The following is a 24,580-nucleotide window of genomic DNA, read 5'->3' as shown; positions in this document are numbered from 1 at the left end:
TATTTATTTATATTGCCATTAATAAATTAACTAATTCTCTATACATGAAAACAATTCTTAAGATTTTTATGCTGTTTTGTTGTGCTGTTTCCTTTGCACAAACTACCGTGAAAGGGACTGTGACTGACAATAACGGTCAACCTTTACCTGGAGCGAATATAATAGTAGTAGGTACAACAACAGGTACAATTTCAGATTTTGATGGTAAATTTACCCTAACCTACAATCAAGAGCCACCATTTTCTATACAAATAAGTAGTGTTGGCTTTGAAACAGTAACAAAAGAAATAACCACAAACCCTCAAACAGTAGAAGTTATTTTAGTTGAAGGAACCTCATTAGATGAAGTTGTTATTTCAGCTTCAAGAACTCCTGAACGAATTTTCGAATCTCCTGTTACTGTTGAGCGTTTTGGATTAAAAGAAATCAAGAATACTGCTTCAGCAGATTTTTATGATGGTCTTGAAAACTTAAAAGGTGTTGACGTAAACACCAACAGTTTAACCTTTAAATCTGTTAACACTCGTGGTTTTGCAACCTTTGCAAACACAAGATTTATGCAGTTAGTAGATGGTATGGACAACTCCACACCTGCACTTAACTTCCCTATAGGTAACCTTATGGGTATGAATGAAACAGACATTCAAAGTGTTGAGCTTTTACCAGGAGCTGCTTCTGCATTATATGGAGCAAATGCTTTTAATGGTATACTATTTATGAGAAGTAAAAGCCCTTTTGACCATCAAGGTATAAGTGGATATTACAAGCAAGGTATGACATCTCAAGATGCTGCTGGAGACAATACTTATAGAGATGCAGGTATAAGAATGGCTTATAAGTTTAGCGACAAGTTTGCTGCTAAAGTAAATTTTGGTTGGTTAAAAGGAACCGATTGGGCTGCTAATAACTACAATGGTAAACCAGGAACTGGAGACACAAGAGATGCTCTAGGTTACGATGGATACAATGTTTATGGTGATGAGGTTGCAACTAACATCAGAGCTGCTTCTGGAGGATTAGGAATAATTCCAGATGTTGTTGTTAGTAGAACTGGTTACAATGAAGAAGACCTAACTGATTATAATGCTGAAAGTGTAAAGGCTGATTGGGGATTATACTATCGTCCATGGGCTAATGACTTCGAAATTCAATATGTTGGTAAAGTAGGTACTGGTTCAACAATTTACCAAGGAACTAACAGGTATTACATTAATGGGTTTACTCAAGAACAACATAAAATTGAAGTTAAAAACGATAATTTCTTTTTAAGAGGATATATTGTATCTGACAAAGCAGGTGATTCTTATGACATGGTATTTACAGGAATTAATATCAATAGAAGTTGGAAAAGTGATGAAGATTGGTTTGGGCAATACATACAAACATATGCTGCTGCAACTTTAGGTGGTGCAAATGATACTCAAGCACACGCTGCTGCTAGAGCTGCTGCTGAAACTGGAAGATTAGTACCTGGAACTCCAGAATTCCAAGCTGCATTTAATAATGTAATTACTAACCCTGATTTTGCTAGTGGATCAAAATTCCAAGATGCCTCTAAATACTATCATGTAGATGGTAATTATAACTTTAGCCACCTTTGGGATGAAATAGAAATTCAAGTTGGTGGTTCTTACAGACAATACAGCTTAAATTCATTCGGTACAATCTATACTGATTATGATGGAAATATTGACTATAACGAATATGGATTATACACTCAGTTACAAAAACAACTAGACCTTAATGAGAATTTAAAACTTAAGCTTACAGGATCTATTAGATATGACAAATCTGAATTCTTTGATGGTTTCTTATCTCCAAGACTTTCAGCTGGTTTCACTATCAATGAAAACCACAACATTAGAGGGTCATTCCAAACAGGTTTTAGAAACCCAACTACTCAAGATTTATTTATAGGATTAGATGCTGGTAGAGCAATATTGGTTGGTTCTGCTCCTGATAACTTAGATCGTTATACAAGAACATATGGCGTTAGTGCATCTGGTCAATTATTAGGTGTACCATCTACAGTTCAACAATCAGGTAGAGCAGCTTATGAAAACTCATATCTTGCAACATCTGTTCAAGCATTTGCGCAATCAGAAAACCCAGCAGACTTAGTGATTGCTAATTCTGATTTAGTAACGCCAGAAAAAGTAACTTCATTTGAAGTAGGGTATCGTGGAAAACTAAACAAAACGATTGTTGACTTAAGTGTTTATTACAATAAGTACCAAGATTTCATTTCAGGTGAAAATGTAATTGCTCCGTTATATGGTGAAGTTGGTGACAACTCTCTTTCACTAGCTGCTGTAGCAAATGGAGATTATAAAGTATATCAAACTTATACAAACTCTCCTGCAGATGTGAATGCATTTGGTGGTTCTATTGGAGTTTCTACTAAAGTATTTGGTGACTTTGATTTAAGCGGTAACTATACTTATGCTAAGCAAGATTTTGATGAAGACGCATTCCCTGATTTTAGAACAAACTTTAACACACCTGAACATAAAGTAAAAGCTAGTTTTGGTAATACCGATTTATTTAAAAACTTTGGATTTAACTTAGCTTGGAGATGGAGTGACAACTATTACTGGCAAGCAACTTTTGGTGACGGAGAGATTCCTTCATACCATACTTTAGATGCTCAAATCAACCTTAGAGTACCTTCTTTTAAATCTACATTTAAAGCAGGAGCAACTAATATTCTAGGAGATGAATACTTTACAGCAATTGGTACTGGTAATATAGGTTCAATGTACTATGTGTCTTGGACAATTAACAACTTATAATAACATGAAAAAGAATATTATGAAAGTAAAATATATATGGTTACTTGCTGTATTATTAGGATTTACAGCTTGTGAAAATGACGACGACTCATCTAATGGTGGTGGAATGGAGTTACCAGCTTTAACTGCTGGCGAAGCAGATTTTTCTAACTATGTGTCATTAGGAAACTCTTTAACTGCTGGATTTTCTGATAACGCATTATTTATTGCATCTCAAGAAAACTCACTTCCAAATATTTTAGCAACTCAATTTGCTTTTGCTGGAGGTGGAAGTTTTACTCAACCATTAATGAATGATAATATTGGAGGTCTTATATTAGGCGGAACTCCTGTTTTTCATCCTTTAACTGGAGAGCAACTATTTAAGCCTAGATTAGTAACTACTGGTGGAGCTCCACAAGACCTAGAAGATGTTATTGGTCCTGTAACTTCAACAACTGATTTCTTACTAAACAACCCAACTGGTCCTTTTAATAATATGGGAGTTCCTGGTGCAGCTAGTTTTCACTTAATAGCTCCAGGATATGGTAACATCGCTAATTTCCCTGCTGCTGCTAACCCATATTTCATAAGAATGACAGGTGCTACTCCTGATGCAAGTGTATTAGAACTTGCAATGGCGCAATCACCAACTTTCTTTACATTATGGGCTGGTAACAATGATGTTTTAGGATATGCTACTTCTGGTGGTGATGGTTCAAGTACAATAACTGACCAAGCCACTTTTGATTTTGCAATAAACACCCTAGTAACTACATTAACTTCTGGCGGAGCAAAAGGTGTAATGGCTAACATTCCTGATGTGACTTCAATACCACATTTTACTACAGTACCTCACAACCCATTAGACCCAACAAATGAAGATTTTGGTCCTCAAATACCATTATTAAACTCAATTTTCGGTGCTATAAACCAAATTTATGTTGCTTTAGGTCAACCTGAAAGAGCTATCGTTTTTTCTGAAACTGAAGCAAGTGCTGTAGTTATTAAAGACGAAAGCTTAGATGATATTTCAGCTCAAATTACAGGAGCACTAATGGCAAGTCCAACATTCCCTGCTTTTATAGCACAATTTGGTTTAGATGGTGGTAACCCTATTGTTGTACAGTTAGTAGCTAACCTTTTAGGGCAAACTTATGGGCAAACAAGACAAGCTACTGAAAACGACTTATTTGTTTTACCAAGTAGTTCAGTGATTGGTGAAGTGAATATGGATTATGCTGGCTTTTTAGCAGGTCAAGGTTTACCAGCCGAATTAGCAGATCAATTTGCAATCGAAGGGATTACTTTACCTTTAGAAGATAAATGGGTATTAATACCAACAGAGCAAGCTGAAATCGCATCTGCAACAGCAAGCTTTAATGCAACCCTTGAGACTGCTGCTACATCTGCTGGTTTAGCATTTGTTGATGCTAACTCATTGATGATGCAATTAGCTAGTAGCGGATATTCTGATGGTGACTTTACACTAACTTCTGATTTAGTTACAGGTGGAGCGTTCTCATTAGATGGTGTACATCCAACATCTAGAGGTTATGCTTTACTTGCAAATGAATTTATGAAAGCAATTGATGCTACTTACGGTTCAAACTTTGAAGCTTCAGGTAATTTGGTAAACATTGGAAATTACCCAACAAATTACTCTCCTACACTTCAATAAACTATCTTAAAAAATCTTATACAAAACACCTTCAACTTGAAGGTGTTTTTTTATGCTTAAAAAGCCTGAAAAAATGATAGAGTTTTTAAATTAAAACTCATATATTTGCAGCGCGAAAACAATAGGTGTTTTCATTCAATTAAATTGCATAATATTAAACACATAAGTAATGTCAAAAGTTACAGGTAAAGTTGCACAAATAGTAGGTCCAGTTATCGATGTTGAATTCGGAGCTGGTGCTGAACTTCCAAAAATTTATGATTCGTTAGAAATTAAAAGACCTGATGGTTCTGTTCTAGTACTTGAGGTACAATCTCACATTGGTGAAGATACTGTACGTACTATTGCAATGGACTCTTCTGATGGTTTAAGTAGAGGAACAGAAGTTACTGCTACTGGTGCTCCTATTCAAATGCCAATTGGTGAAGATGTTTACGGACGTCTATTTAATGTAATTGGAGATGCTATTGATGGTATTGGAAATTTACCTAAAGCTGGTGACGCAGGTTTACCAATTCACAGACAAGCGCCAAAGTTTGAAGATTTATCAACTTCTACTGAAGTACTTTTTACAGGTATTAAAGTAATCGATCTTATTGAGCCTTATGCAAAAGGTGGTAAAATTGGATTATTTGGTGGTGCTGGTGTAGGTAAAACCGTATTAATTCAGGAGTTAATTAACAACATTGCAAAAGGACATGGTGGTCTTTCAGTATTTGCAGGTGTTGGAGAAAGAACTCGTGAAGGAAACGATTTACTTCGTGAGATGTTAGAGTCTGGTATTATTAAATATGGTGATGACTTTATGCACTCTATGGAAGATGGCGGATGGGATTTATCTAAAGTAGATAAAACTGCTATGAAAGGTTCTAAAGCTACTTTCGTATTCGGACAAATGAATGAGCCTCCTGGAGCTCGTGCTCGTGTGGCACTTTCAGGATTAACTATAGCAGAATATTTCCGTGATGGAGCTGGTGACGGTCAAGGAAAAGACGTACTTTTCTTCGTAGATAACATCTTCCGTTTTACTCAAGCTGGTTCGGAGGTATCTGCACTTTTAGGTCGTATGCCATCTGCGGTAGGTTACCAACCTACATTAGCAACAGAAATGGGTGCAATGCAAGAGCGTATTACATCAACTAAAAAAGGTTCTATTACATCTGTACAAGCGGTTTACGTACCTGCGGATGATTTAACAGATCCTGCTCCTGCAACAACGTTTGCTCACTTAGATGCAACAACGGTATTATCTCGTAAAATTGCTGAGCTTGGTATTTATCCTGCGGTAGACCCATTAGATTCTACATCAAGAATTTTAACTGCTGATATTTTAGGAAATGAGCACTATGACTGTGCACAACGTGTAAAAGAGTTATTACAACGTTATAAAGAATTACAAGACATTATCGCAATTCTTGGTATGGAAGAATTATCTGAAGAAGATAAACTTGCTGTATCTCGTGCGCGTCGTGTACAACGTTTCTTATCACAACCTTTCCACGTAGCTGAACAGTTTACTGGTATTCCTGGTGTATTAGTTGATATTAAAGAAACTATTAAAGGGTTTAACATGATTATGGATGGTGAATTAGATCACTTACCAGAAGCAGCGTTTAACCTTAAAGGAACTATCGAAGAAGCGATTGAGGCTGGTGAGAAAATGTTAGCTGAAGCTTAAAATTAGTTGGCAGTAGTCAGTCTCTATTGACTGCAAACTGCAACTGCAAACTAAAAAACTATGTATTTAGAAATTGTATCACCTGAAGCAACAATTTTTTCATCAGAAGTAGATTCTGTTGTTGTTCCTGGAGTTAATGGTGAGTTTGAAATGTTAAAAGACCACGCTCCTATCGTGTCGCTTTTAAAAGAAGGAACTATTAGAATCCACACTCACACACAAAGTCATTTAGTATTTGATGAGCTACATGCAAGTGTTGTTCCTCATAACGATAATGACAAAATACTAACTGTGAAAATTAATTCAGGAACTATTGAAATGAAAGACAATAAAGTAATTGTATTAGCTGACTAATTACATTTCTTTATTCTTAATATTAAAAAGCCAAACAATAATGTTTGGCTTTTTTTATGTAGCTTTAATTAAAATAACCATGACTCATAATTTAACCTAAACCAGTACATTTACTAATATGTATAAAAGTGAATTTATAATTAAAGAACCTAATGTACCTTGGTTTTACCGTATTGTTTTTTCACTAATTTTTACATCATTTTTTGGTCTTATGTACTTCTTTTTTAGTAGTAATATTATTCAAAGCTTAACATCTTCTGATATTATTAAAATGATTATTTTTTCTATTTTAATTTTCATAACGCTTATTTATTGCTTTACTCCAATTGTAGCACAACATTCAATACATTTTAACTTCAGTGAGCATAAAATAAAACATTCCTACGCTATAGGTATATTTAATCATAATGAAAAATGGCAAAATCTTGAAGACTTAAATTACATTTCAATGTTTAGTTCCCGAGGTAGTTACCAAGTAAACTTATGGTATGGAAACAATAAATTTTTAAACCTTTTTTTACTTGATGATTATGATTCAGTTATTGAAAAGGCCTTTATTTTTTCTGATAAATTAAACATTGATTTGTTAGACGCTCGTGAAAGAGGCAACCATAGGTGGGTAAATAAAGATGTATATAGAGAAACAAAACAGGTTAAATATCTGTGACACCCTATATTGTTTCAATCTTTAGTATACTCCAAAATATCTGAAGGCTGGCAATCCAAAGCTTCACATATTGCTTCTAAAGTTGAAAACCGAATCGCTTTTGCTTTTCCTGTTTTTAAAATAGAGAGGTTTGCTGTAGTAATACCTATAATTTCTGCCAACTCGTTGCTTCTCATATTTCTTTTTTCTAGCATAACATCTAGATTGACTACTATTGGCATAATTATATGGTTAATTCGTTTTCTGTTTGTAATTCAACAGCGCGTTTATATAAAAAGGCAATTATAAATATAACTCCAGCCATAAAAAGAAATCCTGAAGCATTCCAGTTAAATGCAAAAAACACTTTTTGAGAAAGCCATATAGTATATCCATAAGCTAGTGCTGCAATTAAGCCTATACAAAATGAGACATAACTAATTTTAGTAATTGTTTTTGCAACTGTTAAATTAAACGGATTGTTGACATCTAAATGCCTAAACACTTTAATTAACAAATAGAATAAATAGGCTTTCAGTATTGCGGTAAGAATATAGAATACAATTATGCTCGAGTAATGAAACACACTAAAGTTGTACACATTTAATAAATCTAACCCAAGGTAAAGGTTCTTTGACGCAAATTCATCCACAAAAATGCTAACAATAAATGAGATTATTAATGCACCTGCCTTAATACTTAATCCTATAAAAATAATCCACGATATCACATGCATTATTTTAAAAACTTGTAATGACTTCATTCTTAAATTATCGTTTAACAATAACAAATGTATAAAAAATTATCGAAAAACAATAATTTTAATCAAAATCTAAAAAGCTATATTTATAATCAATTTAAAAACAAATATGTCATCAACCTTTAAAACCATTGCAAAATTTCAGTATTCTACAGAAGCGCAAATTATAAAAGGACGTTTAGAATCTGAAGGTATTGAAGTCTTTTTAAGTGATCATTTAACTATAGATACTGATCCTTTGGTTAGCAATGCTATTGGTGGTGTTAAGTTAAAAGTACTCGCTAAAGATGCTTTAAAAGCACAACATATTTTAGAAACCATTAATAAATATTCGATAGATGACGATGGTAACGCTATACAATGCCCTAACTGCAATAGTAGTAAAGTAATGTTGTTTTCAACTATTAAAGATTTTAAATCATTTTTCTCTTTCCTTATTGGGTTTTTATTTAGTACTCTCCCATTTTATGCAAAAGACAAATACAGATGTGAGGAATGCAATACTGAATTTGATATAAAATAACTACAAACCTTTAATTGCCAATTGCCGTGTAAGACTCTTTTAAAATAGTAACGACTGCAGTTATTTCATCTTCATTTAAATGTCCATAGCCAAACCTAATAGCGCAAATAGTTTTGCTTTGATACAGTATTGTTTTTGGCAACAATAAATTTCGCGCTTTAGTTTTTTCAGCAAGTTTAGCAAGCGATATACTAGGTTTAAAATGTAACCAAATGGCTAAGCCACCAGTAGGCACTTTCCAATACAAGTCATCGCTAAAATGATGTTGTAAACAAGAAATTAAATAATCGCGTCTTGCTTTATAAATGGTAATATTCTTTTTAATTAAACGGTGTATCTCACCTTCATTAATAAGTTCTGCAAGCATTTGCTTTTGAATTAAATCACCTTGCTTATCCAAAATTTGCAAGTAATTGTTCACTTCTTTAATAATAGTTTGAGGAGCTACTATAAAACCAGCTTGAAAACTTGGGAAAAACGACTGACCCAATCGTCCTAAATAGATAACAACACCTTCAGCATCTGCACTTGCCATTGGTAACATTGCAGACCCATCAAATTGAAAATCGTAGTCAAAATCATCTTCAATAATAGCAAAACCATAAACCTTTGCTAACTGTAATAGCTTTAAACGTCTTTCAGCAGAAAGTGTTACTGTAGTTGGATACTGCCTATGCGCACAAACATAAACGCAACGTATGCTTCCTTTGGTAAAATGTCTTTCAATAAAATCTACATCAATACCATTAGCATCAACAGGAATTGTCTTTAGCGTTGCTCCTGCCTGTTGAAAAATCATATTAGACTTGTAGTGACTTAAATCGCCTACAAGTACAATGTCATTTTGTTGAATAAGTAGTCGAGATACAATGTACAAACTCATTTCAGTACTTCTTGTACTTAAAATGTTATGCGGTTTTATATGAAACCCACGTGTAGCATTAAGGTAATTACACAATTGTATATTGAATGTTGAATGCGATTGCTCGTGAGTTTGATTCCATTTAGAAATTAAAGCAGTTCGTTTCATAGAAGCACTATACCATCTTGAAAACTGATGCGTAGGATGCAACCTTAAATCTGGTTGACCATCGTTAATCACATAATTACATTGTGTTGTTTCTTCGGTAGAAGCCAAATTGAAAGACAGTTGAAACGGAAAACCTGTAGTTTCTGGATATGCTGTTAAGTGTTCAATACTTTGCGATGCTGCTTTAATAGCAGCAGTTTTTTGCTCTGGCATCAGTACAAACGTTCCTTTATTGGGTACAATATCAACCCAACCTTGCGATGCTAACTCATCATAAACAGCAACAGCTGTATTTCTATTAATAGATAATATCTCACCAAATTTTCGTGTTCCTGGAAGTGCTATTCCTTCATGTAAATAACCTCTTTGGATAGCATTTACCATTTGCTGTGCAATTTGAATATAAACCGAAGTACTTGACGCTTTATCAAATGTAATTAAGGATTTAAGATTGTCTTCAACCGGACTACTCATTGTTTTAAAACTGGACTATTTTAATGATCCGGAAAGTTACGACTTTTGCAGCGTTAAAAACACGAAAACTATTTATATTATGAGAGCAATCTCTTTATTTACTGTACTTTTTATTTTTTCATTATCAATACAAGCTCAAGAACTAGAGGAACAAAATCTAGACTCGGTTGTAATAACTTCAACACGAATCGATGTTCCGTTTAAAGAAAACTCAAGAACCATTACTGTTATATCAAGTAAGGATATAAAAAATAGCGCAGCAACTAATGTTGCTGATTTACTTCAGCAATTTGCAGGAGTTGACATTAGACGTCGTGGTACTGGAGGCAGTCAAGCCGATTTATACATAAGAGGTGGTGGTTTTGATCAAACCTTATTACTAATTGATGGTATAAAAATGGACGATGCTCAAACAGGTCATCATACTATGAATGCTGCACTTCCGCTAGAAGTTATTGAGCGTATTGAAATTGTTAAAGGTCCTGCTGCTAGAATATTTGGCCAAAACGCCTTTAATGGTGCCATCAATATTGTTACCAAAAACAAATTAGACACATCAGTGTCTGTTAATGCAGAAGCAGGTTCTTTCGGTCAACTTAACGGTTCAATAACCGCTGCTAGTTCGCTTGAAAATTCTCAACACCTAGTGCATGCAGGAAAAATGACTTCGGATGGATATCGCACAAATACCGATTATGATAACACCAATTTCTTTTTGAAAAGTATTTTCAATACTAAACATAAACCTATTGAAATGCTTGCTACCTTTATGGATAGAAAGTTTGGTGCTCAAAATTTTTACACCACAAACCCAACATTTTTTGAGTACGAAGAAACTCAAAATAGCCTTTTAGCATTTACAACAAAATTTGCTTCAAACAAATTAAAGATACAACCAAGGGTTTACTGGAAAAGAAACCAAGACCTCTTTTTACTACGTAGAGAAGAACCTAGTTTTTACAGAAACCTTCATATTACAAACAAAATAGGAGCTGAAGCCAATGCATCTTATACTTCAAAAGCAGGTGTAACAGGATTTGGTATCGATTTATCCCAAGTTTACATTAGTAGTAATAACCTTGGACAACGTAACCGCTTTATGGCTACAGCTTTTGTTGAACATCAATTTAAATTTGCTAATGACAAACTAGATGTTACTCCTGGTGTTGCACTAACTTACTTTTCCGATTTTAAGTTTCATGCATTTCCAGGTTTAGATATTGGTTATGACATTTCAGACCGTTTAAAAGCTTACGGAAATATTGGATATACCTATCGTATTCCTACTTACACTGACTTGTATTATAGCGACCCTGTTACCCAAGGAAATTCTAACTTAGAACCCGAAGAAGCTTTTGCACAAGAAGTAGGTCTTAAATATACTTCAGCAAAACTTACAGCTAGCATTGCAGCGTTTAACAGAGATGCAAAAAATTTAATTGATTATGTAAGAACAGACGTGTCTGAAGACACTTTCACAGCTACCAATATTACCGAAGTTAATACCAAAGGACTAGAGTTTGATGCTGCCTATAACTTCAACATTAATAACTATAAACAAACATTAGGCTTTGGCTATTCATACTTAGATGATAACATTTTAGATCAAAACGAAGATTTATCACGTTACTCATTAAACACATTAAAACACCAATACATTACTAGGTTTAGCTCTCAATTATTTAAAAATGTAAGACAAAACATAGTTTATAAATATGCCGAACGTACTACAGGACAAACTTACAATGTTTGGGATGCATCAGTTATTGTAAAAGTAAAATCTGCTGAGTTTAGTGTAACTGCAAACAACATTTTTGATGTAGATTACATTGAGTCAGGATTTGTTCCAATGCCTCCAAGCAATGTATTATTTGGGTTGCGTTATAACTTTAGATAAAAACAAGTAAACGCATTAAATGTAATTCCTGTCTATTTCAGACAGGAATTTTTTATTTAATTTATTTCAAAAATGTAACAAAATTAAATTGTAAACTACTGATATATTGAAAGTAGTTTTTACACCTTCCTTTTTTAGAGCTCAAAAAATATGGTTTAAAAACCGCCAAGACTAACCATCTTAAATTTATACTATTGACATTCCTAAATTTTGGATAATTCACTATCCAAAAAAAGATTTCAAAAAACATCCAAGACTATGTAAGTCTATAAGGTGGCTAAACTTTGTCGAAAACTTTCAAAAATAAGATAGAATAATCTTACAATGATTGTATATTTATTAACGCATTTAAAATCTTTAAAATATGACAGAGTGGTTTTCAAATTTAGAATTTTTGCCTAAAGTATATTGGGTAGTTGCCATTATAGGTTCTGTTGTATTTTTGGCAGTAATGTTTATGGCCTTTTTGGGAGGTGATGCTGATGACTTAGGCGATATTGACACTGATATCGATAGCGACATAGGCGCAGGTTTTCAGTTTATCACATTCAAAAATTTGGTTGGGTTCTTTACTATTTTTGGCTGGAGTGGAATTGCTTGTTTAAATGCAGGATATTCTAAACCTACAACCATAATTATTTCTGTGATTAGCGGTTTACTCATGATGCTAATCATGGCTGCAATGTTTCATTTTATAAGTAAGCTTAGCGATAGCGGAACTCTTAACTATAAAAATGCTATAGATGCAGTTGGTGAAGTTTACCTTACTATTGGTGCAGATCGCTCTAGTATGGGTAAAGTAAGCGTAAATGTACAAGGAACTGTGCGTGAATTAGACGCTTTAACCGACTCGTTAACCGAATTAAAATCTGGAACAATTATTAAAGTTGTAGACGTTACCTCTAACGGTATTCTTATTGTTGACCAAACCAGAAAACCAATTGAACCCTCAGTTGCTGAGCGTCAAAAACTCAATAACGGTAACAACAACTTAATTGAGTAACACACTATTAATCTATCATAAAATCATAACACAATCTATTAAATCTTTAAAATGACTCAAATGAAATTTCTAACCCTTCAGGAAAGCTTCAACGTTGAAAGTTTAGGCGGTCCAATGCTACTTATTTTTGTAGCACTATTTATAGTTTTAACCTTAGTTATCCTTATTAAGCGTTACAAACGTTGTCCATCAGATAGAATACTTGTAGTCTATGGAAAAGTTGGAGGCGGAAAATCTGCCAAATGTATTCATGGTGGAGCTGCTTTTATAGTTCCTGTAATTCAAGATTATGAATATCTCGATTTAACACCAATTTCTATTGAAGTAAATTTAGTAAACGCACTTTCTAAACAAAACATTCGTGTAAATGTACCATCGCGTTTTACCATTGGTGTTTCTACTGAACCTGGAGTAATGCAAAATGCTGCAGAACGTTTATTAGGTTTAGGCTTACAAGACATTCAAGAACTTGCTAAAGAAATTATTTTTGGTCAGTTACGTTTGGTAGTTGCTTCTATGGATATTGAAGAAATTAATTCTGATAGAGATAAATTCTTAACCAATATTTCACAGTCTGTAGAATCTGAGCTAAAAAAGGTTGGTCTTAAACTCATCAACGTAAATATTACTGATATTGTTGATGAATCAGGATACATTGAAGCTTTAGGTAAAGAAGCCGCAGCACACGCTATTAATGCTGCTCGTAAATCGGTTGCTGAGAAAAACAGAGATGGAGCTATTGGTGAAGCTAATGCAGTACAGGACGAAAAAACACAAGTTGCCGCTGCAAATGCTAAAGCTGTTGAAGGAGAAAATACAGCTAAAATTTCGGTTGCTAATTCAGATTCCTTACGTCGTCAACGTGAAGCCGAAGCTGAGCGAGTAGCAATTGCTTCAGAGAAAGTACAAGCTGCAAAGGCATTACAAGAGTCGTATGCTGCTGAGCAAGAAGCTGAAACTGCCAGAGCAGAACGTGAACGCTCATCACAAATGGCTGATGTTATTGTACCTACTGAAATTGCTAAAAAGAAAGCTGAAATTGATGCTGAAGCTGAAGCGGAACGCATTAGAAGACGTGCAAAAGGTGAGGCAGATGCTATATTGTTTAAAGCACAAGCAGAAGCAAAAGGGCTTTATGAAGTATTAACCAAACAAGCTGCAGGTTTAGATGAAATCGTAAAAGCAGCTGGTAACAACTCTAAAGACGCTGTACTTTTATTAATTGCTGATAAGTTACCAGAACTAGTAAAAACACAAGCTGAAGCCATTAAAAATATTAAGATAGATAAAGTAACTGTTTGGGAAAATGGAGGTAATAAAGACGGAAAATCTTCAACATCTAACTTTATCTCAGGAATGTACAAAGCTGTTCCTCCTCTACAAGAAATGTTTAATATGGCAGGAATGGATTTACCTGAGTATCTTAAAGGTAAAGACAAAAAAGATCCAGAAGAGACAAAATCTCTACCTAGCAAAAAGGAAGATGATAAAAACTAAACATTGAAAATCCGCTACTTAGCGGATTTTTTTATTAAGCACTAAACCTCTTTACAAGAAAAGATTAAAGACAACTTAACAACTGACAAAGACGATGCTTTTGAAGTAGCTAAACATTTAGCCGAAGTCTTGCAAATTGATATTTTGGATCCAACCGAAAATGAATCTAAATGGCTGTAATTCTTTTCAGTGTAAAATTTTTCAATACACAATGTAATTCATTTCGTAACGTTTTCTTAACTTTGGCGTTCTAAATTAATAGCATTGAAATTACAACTTCAGGACATCCCTCGAGTAAAAACCATCACTAAAGAGGATTTCATAAAACACTATTACAAACCACAAAAACCTGTGGTTATAGAGCGTTTTATCGAAGATTGGCCTGCGTATTCCAAATGGAATTTAGACTATATGAAGTCGGTTGCTGGTGATAAAACCGTACCACTTTATGACGACAGACCTGTTGATTATAAAGACGGTTTTAACGAGCCACATGCTAAAATGAAAATGCGCGACTATGTAGATTTACTTAAAAAAGAACCTACACGTTATCGTATTTTTCTTTGGAACATTTTAAAAGAAGTACCTCAACTTCAAAAAGATTTTAGCTATCCTAATTTTGGTATTCGCTTAATGAAAGGACTACCAATGTTATTTTTTGGTGGAGAAGACTCTTATACCTTTATGCATTATGATATTGATTTGGCTAATATTTTTCATTTTCATTTTGAAGGTAAAAAACAAATTATCCTTTTTGACCAAAAACAAAACAAGTATCTATATAAAGTACCTCACTCTTTAATCACAAGAGAAGATATTGATTTTTCCAATCCAGATTTCAAAAAATGGCCAGCATTACAACATGCAAAAGGTTACACTACTGAACTCAACCATGGGGAAGTCCTTTATATGCCTGAAGGCTATTGGCATTACATGAAATATGTGACCCCAGGCTTTTCTATGAGTCTAAGATCTATAGCAAAGCGTCCTAAAAATTTATCAAAAGCGCTATACAATATTTTTATTATGAGACATTTTGATAATATAATGCGTAGAATTAAAGGACAGAACTGGATAGATTGGAAAAACGAAAAAGCCATAACAAAGACCGATAACTATCTTAAGAATTTATAATATTTACAGGCTTAAAACTTTAAGACATTTTAATTATGAAAAACTTATTTTTATTTATTGCATTAATTTCATTTTCATTAGTAAATGCACAAGCATTCAAAGGAAAAGGAGACCAGAAATTTCAAGTCGGACTGAATTTGCAAGATGAAGCTACAGGAATTAATATAAGTTACGACTATGGTTTAGGCGAAAACATCTCTATTGGTGTATCCTCTACATATGCTTTAGGAATTGATGATCGTTTAGATGCTGGTTTTGGTGATCGCTTTGATATTAAAGGGCGTTTTAATGCTAATTTAGGTAATGTGGTAAATATTGATGAAAATTTTGATCTTTATCCTGGTTTAAACATTAGCTTAAAGAATTTTGGAGGTCATGTTGGAGCTCGATATTTTTTCACTGATGGTTTTGGAATTTTTACAGAAGCATCATTCCCTTTAGCAAAATATAGTGATGATAAATCTGACATTAGTTATTACATTCATAATCAGTTTGCTTTAAATATTGGAGCTTCATTTAATTTGTAAGTTTATTCATCATAAATTAAGATTTATCCTACACAAATAATCGTTTAATCGAAAACAAATTGCATTTCATAGGTGAGTTAATCTAAAGTTGTATAATTACTCAACGATTAACCAAATCCAAACTTAACCTATGATAATTAAATTACTTAACCTACGAGTTATACGTGTATTGACCATTGCTTTTTGCTTTGGAGTATTAACACAAGCAAAAGCTTTAGCTTACACTGTTAGCGTACCTTCAATTAGTGGATTTTCATACGAATATGAAAATGGTCCCTCAGCTGCACAATTTTTTTTAGTATCCGATGCGTTTTCATTAAGTAGACCTTACACCATTACTGCCCCAACTGGTTATGAGGTTTCTACTAATGAAAACTCAGGATATAGTTCTGAAATTACTATTCCAGGAGCATTAATTAGCTCTGGCTCCGTAATCGTTTACATTAGACTTGAAAGCGGACTAGTTATTGGAAACTATAATGGAACTATAGCAATTTCAGCCCCTGAGTTATTACCAAACCCTTCTGTTTCTGAATCTGTTTCTGTAAGTGGTGAAGTTGTTAGACACTCTACGACATGGAATGGAACTTCATGGAGCAACTCTCAACCTAACGAAAACAGTATTGTTGAGATAAATGCTGATTATATTACTAATCTTCAAGGAAACATAAACTCGTGGAGTCTTCAAGTTAATGCAGGTCATACATTATCAGTTGGTGATAACACACATGTCTCTGTAACTACTGACGTAGTAGTTGATGGAACAATAACTGTAGCTCATTATGGTGCTTTTGTGCAAGTTGAAGATACAGGTACATTTACTGTTAATGTAGGCGGTACTTCTAACGTTGTAAAGCAAACTGCACAATTAAACAACTGGTACAATTATACCTATTGGAGTTCGCCAGTTGTTGGTGAAACTGCTGGAGATGCGCTTTCATCATCTCAATATCGTTTTGTTTATAATGCACAAAATTATCTTGATGTTTTAGATGAAATTGGAAATACTGGAACATATGTTGCTGGACATGATAATATTGATGATGATGGTAACGATTGGCAAAGTATTTCTGACGCAACAGTTTTACAACCAGGAACAGGATATGCAGCAACACATACAGCAAGTGGGTTTTCATCTGGAACTTCATATCCATACACCTTTAGCGGACCATTTAACACAGGAGATATAACGACACCTATATATTATAATGGAGACAATGGAGATAACGATTGGAATATGATAGGAAATCCATATCCTTCAGCAATAAGTGTTGATGCCTTTTTTACTGAAAATACAGGTGTAGTCTCTAACGCAGTTTATTTATGGTCACAAGCATCACCTCCTAGCGGTAATAACACAGGTAATGAAACACTAAACTTTAACACCAATGATTATGCTGTTATTAACGGAAGCGGACAAATTGCAGGTGGATCAGGTATTGTACCTTGTAGATACATCCCTTCAGGACAGAGCTTTTTTATTCAAGGTTTAGCAAACGCTAATGTAACCTTTACCAACAGCATGCGTATGGGAGATGACATTAGTAACAATCAATTTTTTAGAGATGCAGGTTCTTGTAGTCCTTCAGCCGAAAGTAGATTATGGGTTAACCTTACCAATAACAATGGTGCATTTAATCAAACTCTTGTAGCTTATGTTAATGGTGCAACTGATGGTGAAGACTCTAGTTTTTATGATGCTGAAAAAAACCTAGCAAGTGGTGCTAATGCTTATTTATATTCACTAATTAACGAAACAGATGTTCACAAACTAGCTATACAAGGTAAAGCGCCTAGTACACTTACTGAAAATGAAATAATCCCTTTAGGATTTATAGCAACTGAAGACGCTCAATTTACCATTTCAATACCTCAGCTTGAAGGCGATTTTTTAAATACACACACTATTTATTTAAGAGATAATTTTTTAAGTATAGAACATGATTTATCATCAGCTGATTATACGTTTAATGCTATAGCAGGAGAACATGATAACAGATTTGAAATAGTTTTTACAGAGAACAGTACTCTAAGTGTTTCTGAAGCTGAAATAAATGATTTTTCAATTTACAATTTAGACAGAACGAGTATTAAAGTTAAACACAAAACTCAAGACATAGCACAAGTAAAACTTTATACCGTTTTAGGTCAAGTAGTAAATGAAATTGAAGCCAATAACAATGAAGTTGTTATTAACACTTCACAACTTTCTAAAGGCAATTATATTATAGAAACAACCCTAACAAACCATACTAGATTAACCAAAAAATTCATAAAGCAGTTTTAAATTTCACCTTTGGTTTTAAAAAAGTCCTTGTAGTATTTACTCAAGGGCTTTTTTTATATCAGCTCATTTACTTTATCGTATACTAAATGGGTTTCCCAACCTCTATACAGTAAATAATCTGCTAGTTTTTTTCTTTTCTTTTGAAGGTTAGATTCCTTTATTTGTGCTACTTTTTTTTCGGCAAGTTGGTTAAAGGTTTCTAGGTATTCAGCATCAGAAATTTCTTTGAATGCTAACTTGATATTATATGAACTAATTTCTCGTCTTTTAAGCTCTAACTCTAAGCGCTTACGTCCCCATTTTTTTATTCTAAACTTCCCTAAAACAAACGTCTTTGTAAAACGCTCTTCGTTTAAAAAATTATGCTCAAGCAAATGCACAATAATTTTGTCTCTTGCCTCAGGAATCATTCGCATTTCATATAACTTTTTGGTCACTTCTTGATGACAACGTTCTTGATACGCACAATACCGTTCCATCCGTTTTTGCGCTTCATCTAGAGTATATGTTTTTGGTCGATGCATAGTGCAAAAATAGTAACAATTTGTTAATAAAACCGAAAACTCAACCCCTTGAAAATTAAGTAATTTAGCTTATATTTACTGCTTGTTTTTTAGCGTTATATAATTTTTTCCCTTTATGAAAAAGAAATACTCCCTCGTATTAATAGTATTTTTATGCCTAACCGCAACTGGGTTTGGGCAGACTTATACCAAAATTACAAGTTTAGCAGAACTCACAGATGGTTATTATGTTGTCACAAACGAAGATGACCAATATGCTATGAACAACAACAATGGCGGATCTTATTTTGGTTATACCAATGTTTCACCAGTTAGTGGTGAAATCTCAAATCCCGCTGCCGCTATTATATGGAGAATTGAAGTCAATGGCTCAGGTAGAACCATTTATAATGAAGCTAGTAGTAGATATGTGTCTTATACTGGTACAAGTAATCATGCTTATGCTGTTACTGCTGTATCCAGTGATGAACAAAGATGGGTCTTTTCATATAGTAGTGGCAAATTTACAGTATTAAATGTTGATCATTCATCGAGACAACTTTCTTACAACGCTGGAGCTCCTAGATTTGCAGCATATGGAAATTCCGGACAACAAGAATTGCAATTATATAAGTTAGTAACTCCAACCTCAGACCTTGCCATTTCAGGCGCTTCAACAAACCATGGTTCTTCTTGCTTAAATACATCTGCTACAACACTACAGTATACAATAACCAATAATGGTACTGTGCCTGCTGTTGATGTTAATGTGGTTTCAGATGACCCTCAGTTTGTAGTAAGCAATTTATCTTCAACTACTATTGCTCCTTCTAGTACAGCCACCTATGATGTTACATTTACTCCTACTGCTATTGGAGCGCAAATAGCTACTTTAACAATAAGTAGCACAACAATAACAGATGATGCTACAAGCATTTTAACTGGTACAGGAATTACTGCTCCTAATATAACTACACAACCAACCGATCAAAATGCTATAATACCAAATACAGCAACATTCTCTGTTGCTTCTAGTAATGCTACAACATACCAATGGGAAGTTAACTCTGGTTCGGGTTGGAACAATGTAACAGATGGTACTGGAGCAACAACTAACACCTATACAACAGGAGCTACAAACACGACAATGGATGGTAATCTTTACAGATGTGTATTAAGTAATGCTTGTGGTTCAACAACATCAAACAGTGCCACTTTAAATCTTTCTAATCCTAATCCAAATAACGTAACTGGTATTTCAGGTTGTTTTGAAGATAATAGTGTTATTTTAAGCTGGACACCTCCAGCTACAGGAACTACTCCAACAGGTTATGTTGTTTTTGCAATCGACGGAGGAACCGATCCTGCAGGAACCAAAACTGACGCTAACACTTATACTGCTAATTCAGATTTTTCATTAGCTACTCCTGTAACACCTGCTTCATTAGGTCGCGTCGTTTATAAAGGTAATGCTACATCTGCTACTATTACAGGATTAACTGAGAATAACAATTATTCGTTTACAGTATATTCTTATGTTGGCGAATCACTTACTGGATGGGCAAGTGGAGGCACAGGTGGAAGTACTGTTACCAATGGTATTGCTCAGGGAGATATTAGCAACCTAACTGCTACACCACTTACTAACCAAGTCAATTTAAGTTGGAATAATCCAACACCTACTTCTTGTTGGGATCAATTAATTATAGTAGCTAACCAAGGTTCAGTTACCTTTACTCCAACAGGTGATGGCTCAGCTTATTCAGGAGCTGACAATGATGTTTATACTACACCTAATCAGCTTGTTTACGAAACAACAGCAAATGTTACCAACAAATCAGTTACTGGTTTAGTTAATGGCTTAAATTATTGCTTTAATGTATTTATAAGAAGAGGGACAACATGGTCTGAAGGAGTAGAAGTTTGTTCAGTACCTACATTAACATATTGTAGTTCTGATGGTGGAACTAATGCGTCTGGTATTTTAAATGTTAATCTAAATACTATTGATAATACAACTGTTTCTACTAATAGTTATTCGAATTACACAGCAATTACAACCAATTTGACTTTAGGTGATAGTTATAATTTAAGTGTTAATGTTAACACTTCAGGTAATTATACGTCTTATGTAAAAGTTTGGATAGATTGGAATCAAGACGGAACTTTTAATAATTCTGGAAACGAAGCCTTTGAATTAGGAACAACCACCAATAGTGCAAACGCTCAACCATCTTTATCTCCTTTATCTATTACAGTTCCTACAAACGCTGTACTTGGAAATATAAGAATGAGAGTAAGTGCAAAATCAGATAATGGAGGACCTTACGCAACACCTTGTGAAGATTTTAATTTTGGTGAGGTTGAAGATTACACCATTAATGTCATCCAACCAACAAATGCTGAAATAAATGTAAAAGGTAATAATATTACTATACCAAACGGCTTTAACGCTCCTTATGGTTTAAACAACACATTATTTGGCTCAACAAACGTAGGGTCAACTAGTGCTGAAAAAAGTTATTTTGTAGAAAACATTGGAGCAACTGCTTTAAACCTTACTGGAGCACCTATCGTTGAAATTACAGGTACAAATGCTAGTGATTTTACAGTAACCCTACAACCTAATACCTCTATAGCTTCATCTTCTGATTCTGAATTTAGAATAGAATTTTCTCCTACTGCTGATGGAACAAGAACAGCTACTGTGAGCATAATTAATTCTGATAGCGACGAGAACCCTTATACTTTTGATATTGAAGGCACAGGAGTATGCACAGCAACTTTAGTTAGTTCTATTTGGCCAATTGAAGGACCTGAAAACACTGAAGTAACCATCACTTCTGCTGAAGATTTAACTGGAGCCTACGCTGAATTAAATGGCTTACTTATGACGACGGTTTCTTCAACTTCTACTGAGCTTGTTGTTTTAGTACCTGCTGGTTCAACATCAGGAAATTTAGTTGTTCAATTTCCAACTGGCTGTTCTTCTACAAATACTTTTACTTTTATTGATAATGCAATTAGTGGTTGTGAAACTGCTCTGTCATCAACAATTCCAAATGATTTATTTATAAGCGAGGTTACAGATGCAACAAGTGGAAGTTCATCCTATGTTGAGATTTTTAATGGTACATCAGGCACAATAAATTTATCAGATTATAGTATAAATGTATACAATAATGGTAATGCAAGCCCTTCTAGTTCAAATGTATTATCTGGTAACTTAACATCTGGTAGCGTTTATGTTGTAGCGCTTGGGACAACATCTTGTAGTCCATTAAATAATTTGAGTGTGAGCCCTAACCAAACTTTTAGTTCATCAAGTGGAATTAATTTTGACAATAATAGCTCTGATATGATTGCTCTTTACAGAATTTCCACAACTTCTATTATTGATGCATTTGGAGTTTATGGAAGTAGCACATGGGCTAATGGACTAGGTATTGGTGGTGATGGTGTTAATTTTAGAAGACAAAATAATGCTACTCCATTGCCTTCTAGCACATTTGACATTAATGATTGGGATATGATTGACTGGACTGATTGTTCTGATTCTGATTATGTAGACATTGGGCTATTTGATTTTTCTTTAGGAATTCCACCAACAGTTTCTGTATTAAACACACCTACTTTTGACTGTAATAACTCCATTCAACTTACAGTAAATGGCTCTGAAGGTGTTGCAGGAGGTCTACCTTTAAGTTATCAATGGTACTACCTTGCACCAAACGCTACTACTTTTGTTGTTGTTCCTAATAATGTCGATTTTAATAATGATTCAACATCAGCATCACTAGATATAATTAACCCAATTACTTATATTGATTATCAGTTCTATTGTCAAGTTAGGGAAAATTCTAGCACTTGTTATACAGCTAGTAATGCTGTTAAAATAAGTGCTGAAACAGCAATTTGGGACGGAACGAACTGGTCATCTGCTCCAGCTTCTAATAAGACTGCAATTTTAAATGCCGATTATAACACTAGTGTAAATGTTAATGGAGAAACAAGCTTTGAGGCTTGTAATTTAATCATTAATGATGCAGAACTTATTATTGCAGATGCTAACAATGGTGGTATTAACACGTATGTAGAAGTTGGTAATGACCTTATACTAAATGGTACAGCTTCAATATTAGTTCATCCTCAAGGTGCTTTTGTACAAATTAATGATGATGGTTTAGTAACTGCCGATAATCCTGACAATATTCAAGTTAATAAGAGAACTGCAATGATGGATAACTGGTATGAATACACCTACTGGAGTTCTCCTGTTTTTGAAGAAACTATTGGAGATGCTTTAGTAGATGCTTCGAGTAACAGGCGTTTTAAATTTAGTGCTCAGGACTATAGAGATTCTAATCAAGAAATTAACAATACTAACACATTTATAATTGGTCAAGACAATATAGATGATCCAAGCTCATTTGCTGATGGTACAGGGTACGATTGGCAACAAACAAACAATAGTGATTTTATGACTCCTGGTGTTGGATACGCTTCAACTCACGATTCTGGCTTATTTAGTGCACTTCCTTGTAATAATGGTCCTAACTGTCAATTTACTTATTCATTTAGAGGTCTTTTTAATAATGGTGTTATTGAAGTTTGGATGTATAGAAATGACGAGGAAACCAACGATAATAACTGGAATTTACTTGGAAACCCATATCCTTCTGCAATAAGTGCTGATGCATTTTTAAATTACAATGCAGATATAGGCACTGCCACTAACAGAGTAGTTGATGGAGCTATTTATTTGTGGTCACAAAACACTCCTCCTGATGGCAATACTAGCGGTAATGAGCAGCTAAACTTTTCTCAAAGTGATTATGCTATCATTAATGGTGTAGGAGAAACAGCTACTAGTGCTGGTGGAGATAGCAGTGACCCAACAAATAGAATGATTCCTTCGGGTCAAGCATTTTTTATTGCAATGTCTGATACTGCTCCTACTACTGAGTATGTTTCAAACCCAACAGCACAAGCAGGAGATATACAAAGAAAACGTGTTGTTTTTAATAATTCAATGCGTGTAAGAGGAACCAACGATAACTCTCAATTCTTTAGACAAAACACAACCAACACACCTAATAAATTATGGTTAGATTTAACAACTGATAATGGAGTGTTTAATCAAATTTTAGTAGGTTATGTCAATAATGCAACTAACGGTTTGGACAAAATGTATTTTGATGCTCCTATGGCTTCGCCAAACGTTAATGCTGTGATGTATTCAATTATTGAAGGTTCTGATAAAAAGTACACCATTCAAGGAAAAGCGCCAGAGAGTTTAACCTTAAACGAAGTAATTCCTTTAGGATTTAGTACATTAATAAATACACCTACAATTTATACCTTAACTATCTCAAAACTAGAAGGTGAGTTTTTAACCACTAATACTATTTATGTAAAAGATAAATTATTAAATATCACTCATAATTTATCAGAAACTGATTATACTTTTACATCAGAAGCTGGTGAGTTTAATGAGCGCTTTGAAATTGTATTTATGCCAGAAACGCTATCAATTGACGATAAAGATATTAGTCCTAAAGATTTAACAATCATTGAGCTTAACGACAATGATGTTAAATTCACTATAGGTGCAAATATTACTATTGAACATGTTGAAATTATTGATCTTTTAGGAAGAACGCTATACAACTTTAATGGTAATAGCAATTCAGAAATTTATAACCTTTCTGCTTTAAGTCAAGCTACCTATTTGGCTAAAGTAACATTGTCAAACGGACAAGTAATTACTAAGAAAGCAGTGAAACGAAAATAAAATAATCATCACACAAAAAAG

General features: G+C 34.0%; 17 protein-coding genes. 13 read left to right on the top strand and 4 right to left on the bottom strand.

Translation table 11 applies throughout. The features are described from left to right. The first annotated feature begins 44 nt into the window (after nucleotides 1-44). The 5 genes from A8975_RS01690 (at nucleotide 45) to A8975_RS01670 (ending at nucleotide 7,151) form a co-directional block, all read left to right on the top strand. Nucleotides 45-2,792, top strand: a complete 2,748-nt coding sequence (locus A8975_RS01690) for a TonB-dependent receptor (protein ID WP_131506240.1) — start codon at nucleotides 45-47, stop codon at nucleotides 2,790-2,792. A 4-nt stretch (nucleotides 2,793-2,796) separates the two neighbouring features. Continuing rightward, nucleotides 2,797-4,452, top strand: coding sequence for a G-D-S-L family lipolytic protein (locus A8975_RS01685; protein WP_243832933.1), 1,656 nt, complete (start codon nucleotides 2,797-2,799; stop codon nucleotides 4,450-4,452). 169 nt (nucleotides 4,453-4,621) lie between these two features. Next, nucleotides 4,622-6,130, top strand: a complete 1,509-nt coding sequence (gene atpD / locus A8975_RS01680) for a F0F1 ATP synthase subunit beta (RefSeq protein WP_134198453.1) — start codon at nucleotides 4,622-4,624, stop codon at nucleotides 6,128-6,130. 60 nt (nucleotides 6,131-6,190) lie between these two features. Continuing rightward, nucleotides 6,191-6,484 (top strand): F0F1 ATP synthase subunit epsilon, encoded by a 294-nt coding sequence (locus A8975_RS01675; RefSeq protein ID WP_129759603.1) that lies wholly within the window; start codon nucleotides 6,191-6,193, stop codon nucleotides 6,482-6,484. Nucleotides 6,485-6,602: 118 nt separating this feature from the next. Beyond that, nucleotides 6,603-7,151, top strand: coding sequence for a hypothetical protein (locus A8975_RS01670; protein WP_134198452.1), 549 nt, complete (start codon nucleotides 6,603-6,605; stop codon nucleotides 7,149-7,151). A gap of 14 nt (nucleotides 7,152-7,165) precedes the next feature. Here A8975_RS01670 and A8975_RS01665 read toward each other — a convergent pair whose 3' ends face one another. Both A8975_RS01665 and A8975_RS01660 read right to left on the bottom strand, forming a co-directional pair. Further along, a complete protein-coding gene (locus A8975_RS01665; protein ID WP_134198451.1) occupies nucleotides 7,166-7,372 on the bottom strand; it encodes a helix-turn-helix domain-containing protein in 207 nt (68 codons plus the stop codon). Between the two features lie 2 nt (nucleotides 7,373-7,374). Further along, the gene (locus A8975_RS01660) at nucleotides 7,375-7,893 is read right to left on the bottom strand and encodes a DUF2975 domain-containing protein (protein WP_134198450.1); all 519 of its coding nucleotides are present in this window, start codon (nucleotides 7,891-7,893) and stop codon (nucleotides 7,375-7,377) included. A gap of 106 nt (nucleotides 7,894-7,999) precedes the next feature. Here A8975_RS01660 and A8975_RS01655 point away from each other — a divergent pair, with 106 nt between their 5' ends. Then, nucleotides 8,000-8,413, top strand: coding sequence for a putative signal transducing protein (locus A8975_RS01655; RefSeq protein ID WP_134198449.1), 414 nt, complete (start codon nucleotides 8,000-8,002; stop codon nucleotides 8,411-8,413). Between the two features lie 10 nt (nucleotides 8,414-8,423). On the opposite strand, the gene A8975_RS01650 is transcribed toward A8975_RS01655, so the two are convergent. Beyond that, entirely contained in the window at nucleotides 8,424-9,917 is a 1,494-nt protein-coding gene (locus A8975_RS01650) for a PLP-dependent aminotransferase family protein (protein WP_134198448.1), read from the bottom strand. 79 nt (nucleotides 9,918-9,996) lie between these two features. On the opposite strand from A8975_RS01650, the gene A8975_RS01645 reads away from it, so the two are divergent. The 6 genes from A8975_RS01645 (at nucleotide 9,997) to A8975_RS01620 (ending at nucleotide 18,262) form a co-directional block, all read left to right on the top strand. Continuing rightward, nucleotides 9,997-11,814: a TonB-dependent receptor plug domain-containing protein gene (locus A8975_RS01645; RefSeq protein WP_134198447.1), complete on the top strand. Its 1,818-nt coding sequence runs from the start codon at nucleotides 9,997-9,999 to the stop codon at nucleotides 11,812-11,814. A 364-nt stretch (nucleotides 11,815-12,178) separates the two neighbouring features. Next, entirely contained in the window at nucleotides 12,179-12,817 is a 639-nt protein-coding gene (locus tag A8975_RS01640; RefSeq protein WP_134198446.1) for a hypothetical protein, read from the top strand. A 60-nt stretch (nucleotides 12,818-12,877) separates the two neighbouring features. Continuing rightward, entirely contained in the window at nucleotides 12,878-14,314 is a 1,437-nt protein-coding gene (locus A8975_RS01635; protein WP_131506249.1) for a flotillin family protein, read from the top strand. A 264-nt stretch (nucleotides 14,315-14,578) separates the two neighbouring features. Next, the gene (locus A8975_RS01630; protein WP_134198445.1) at nucleotides 14,579-15,448 is read left to right on the top strand and encodes a cupin-like domain-containing protein; all 870 of its coding nucleotides are present in this window, start codon (nucleotides 14,579-14,581) and stop codon (nucleotides 15,446-15,448) included. A 35-nt stretch (nucleotides 15,449-15,483) separates the two neighbouring features. Beyond that, nucleotides 15,484-15,975, top strand: coding sequence for a DUF6646 family protein (locus A8975_RS01625; RefSeq protein WP_134198444.1), 492 nt, complete (start codon nucleotides 15,484-15,486; stop codon nucleotides 15,973-15,975). A gap of 130 nt (nucleotides 15,976-16,105) precedes the next feature. Beyond that, nucleotides 16,106-18,262, top strand: coding sequence for a T9SS type A sorting domain-containing protein (locus tag A8975_RS01620; RefSeq protein ID WP_134198443.1), 2,157 nt, complete (start codon nucleotides 16,106-16,108; stop codon nucleotides 18,260-18,262). Nucleotides 18,263-18,315: 53 nt separating this feature from the next. Here the strand turns inward: A8975_RS01620 and A8975_RS01615 are convergent, their stop codons facing one another. Next, nucleotides 18,316-18,786: a regulatory protein RecX gene (locus tag A8975_RS01615; RefSeq protein ID WP_134198442.1), complete on the bottom strand. Its 471-nt coding sequence runs from the start codon at nucleotides 18,784-18,786 to the stop codon at nucleotides 18,316-18,318. Nucleotides 18,787-18,901: 115 nt separating this feature from the next. Between A8975_RS01615 and A8975_RS01610 the strand changes: the two genes are divergently transcribed. Then, nucleotides 18,902-24,559 (top strand): GEVED domain-containing protein, encoded by a 5,658-nt coding sequence (locus tag A8975_RS01610; protein ID WP_134198441.1) that lies wholly within the window; start codon nucleotides 18,902-18,904, stop codon nucleotides 24,557-24,559. Nucleotides 24,560-24,580 lie beyond the last annotated feature (21 nt).

The sequence above is a fragment of the Meridianimaribacter flavus genome (genome assembly GCF_004366715.1).
Classification (GTDB): domain Bacteria; phylum Bacteroidota; class Bacteroidia; order Flavobacteriales; family Flavobacteriaceae; genus Gaetbulibacter_B; species Gaetbulibacter_B jejuensis.
The sequence above is the reverse complement of the archived record's forward strand: the minus strand, read 5'-3'. Positions and strand labels throughout refer to the sequence as shown.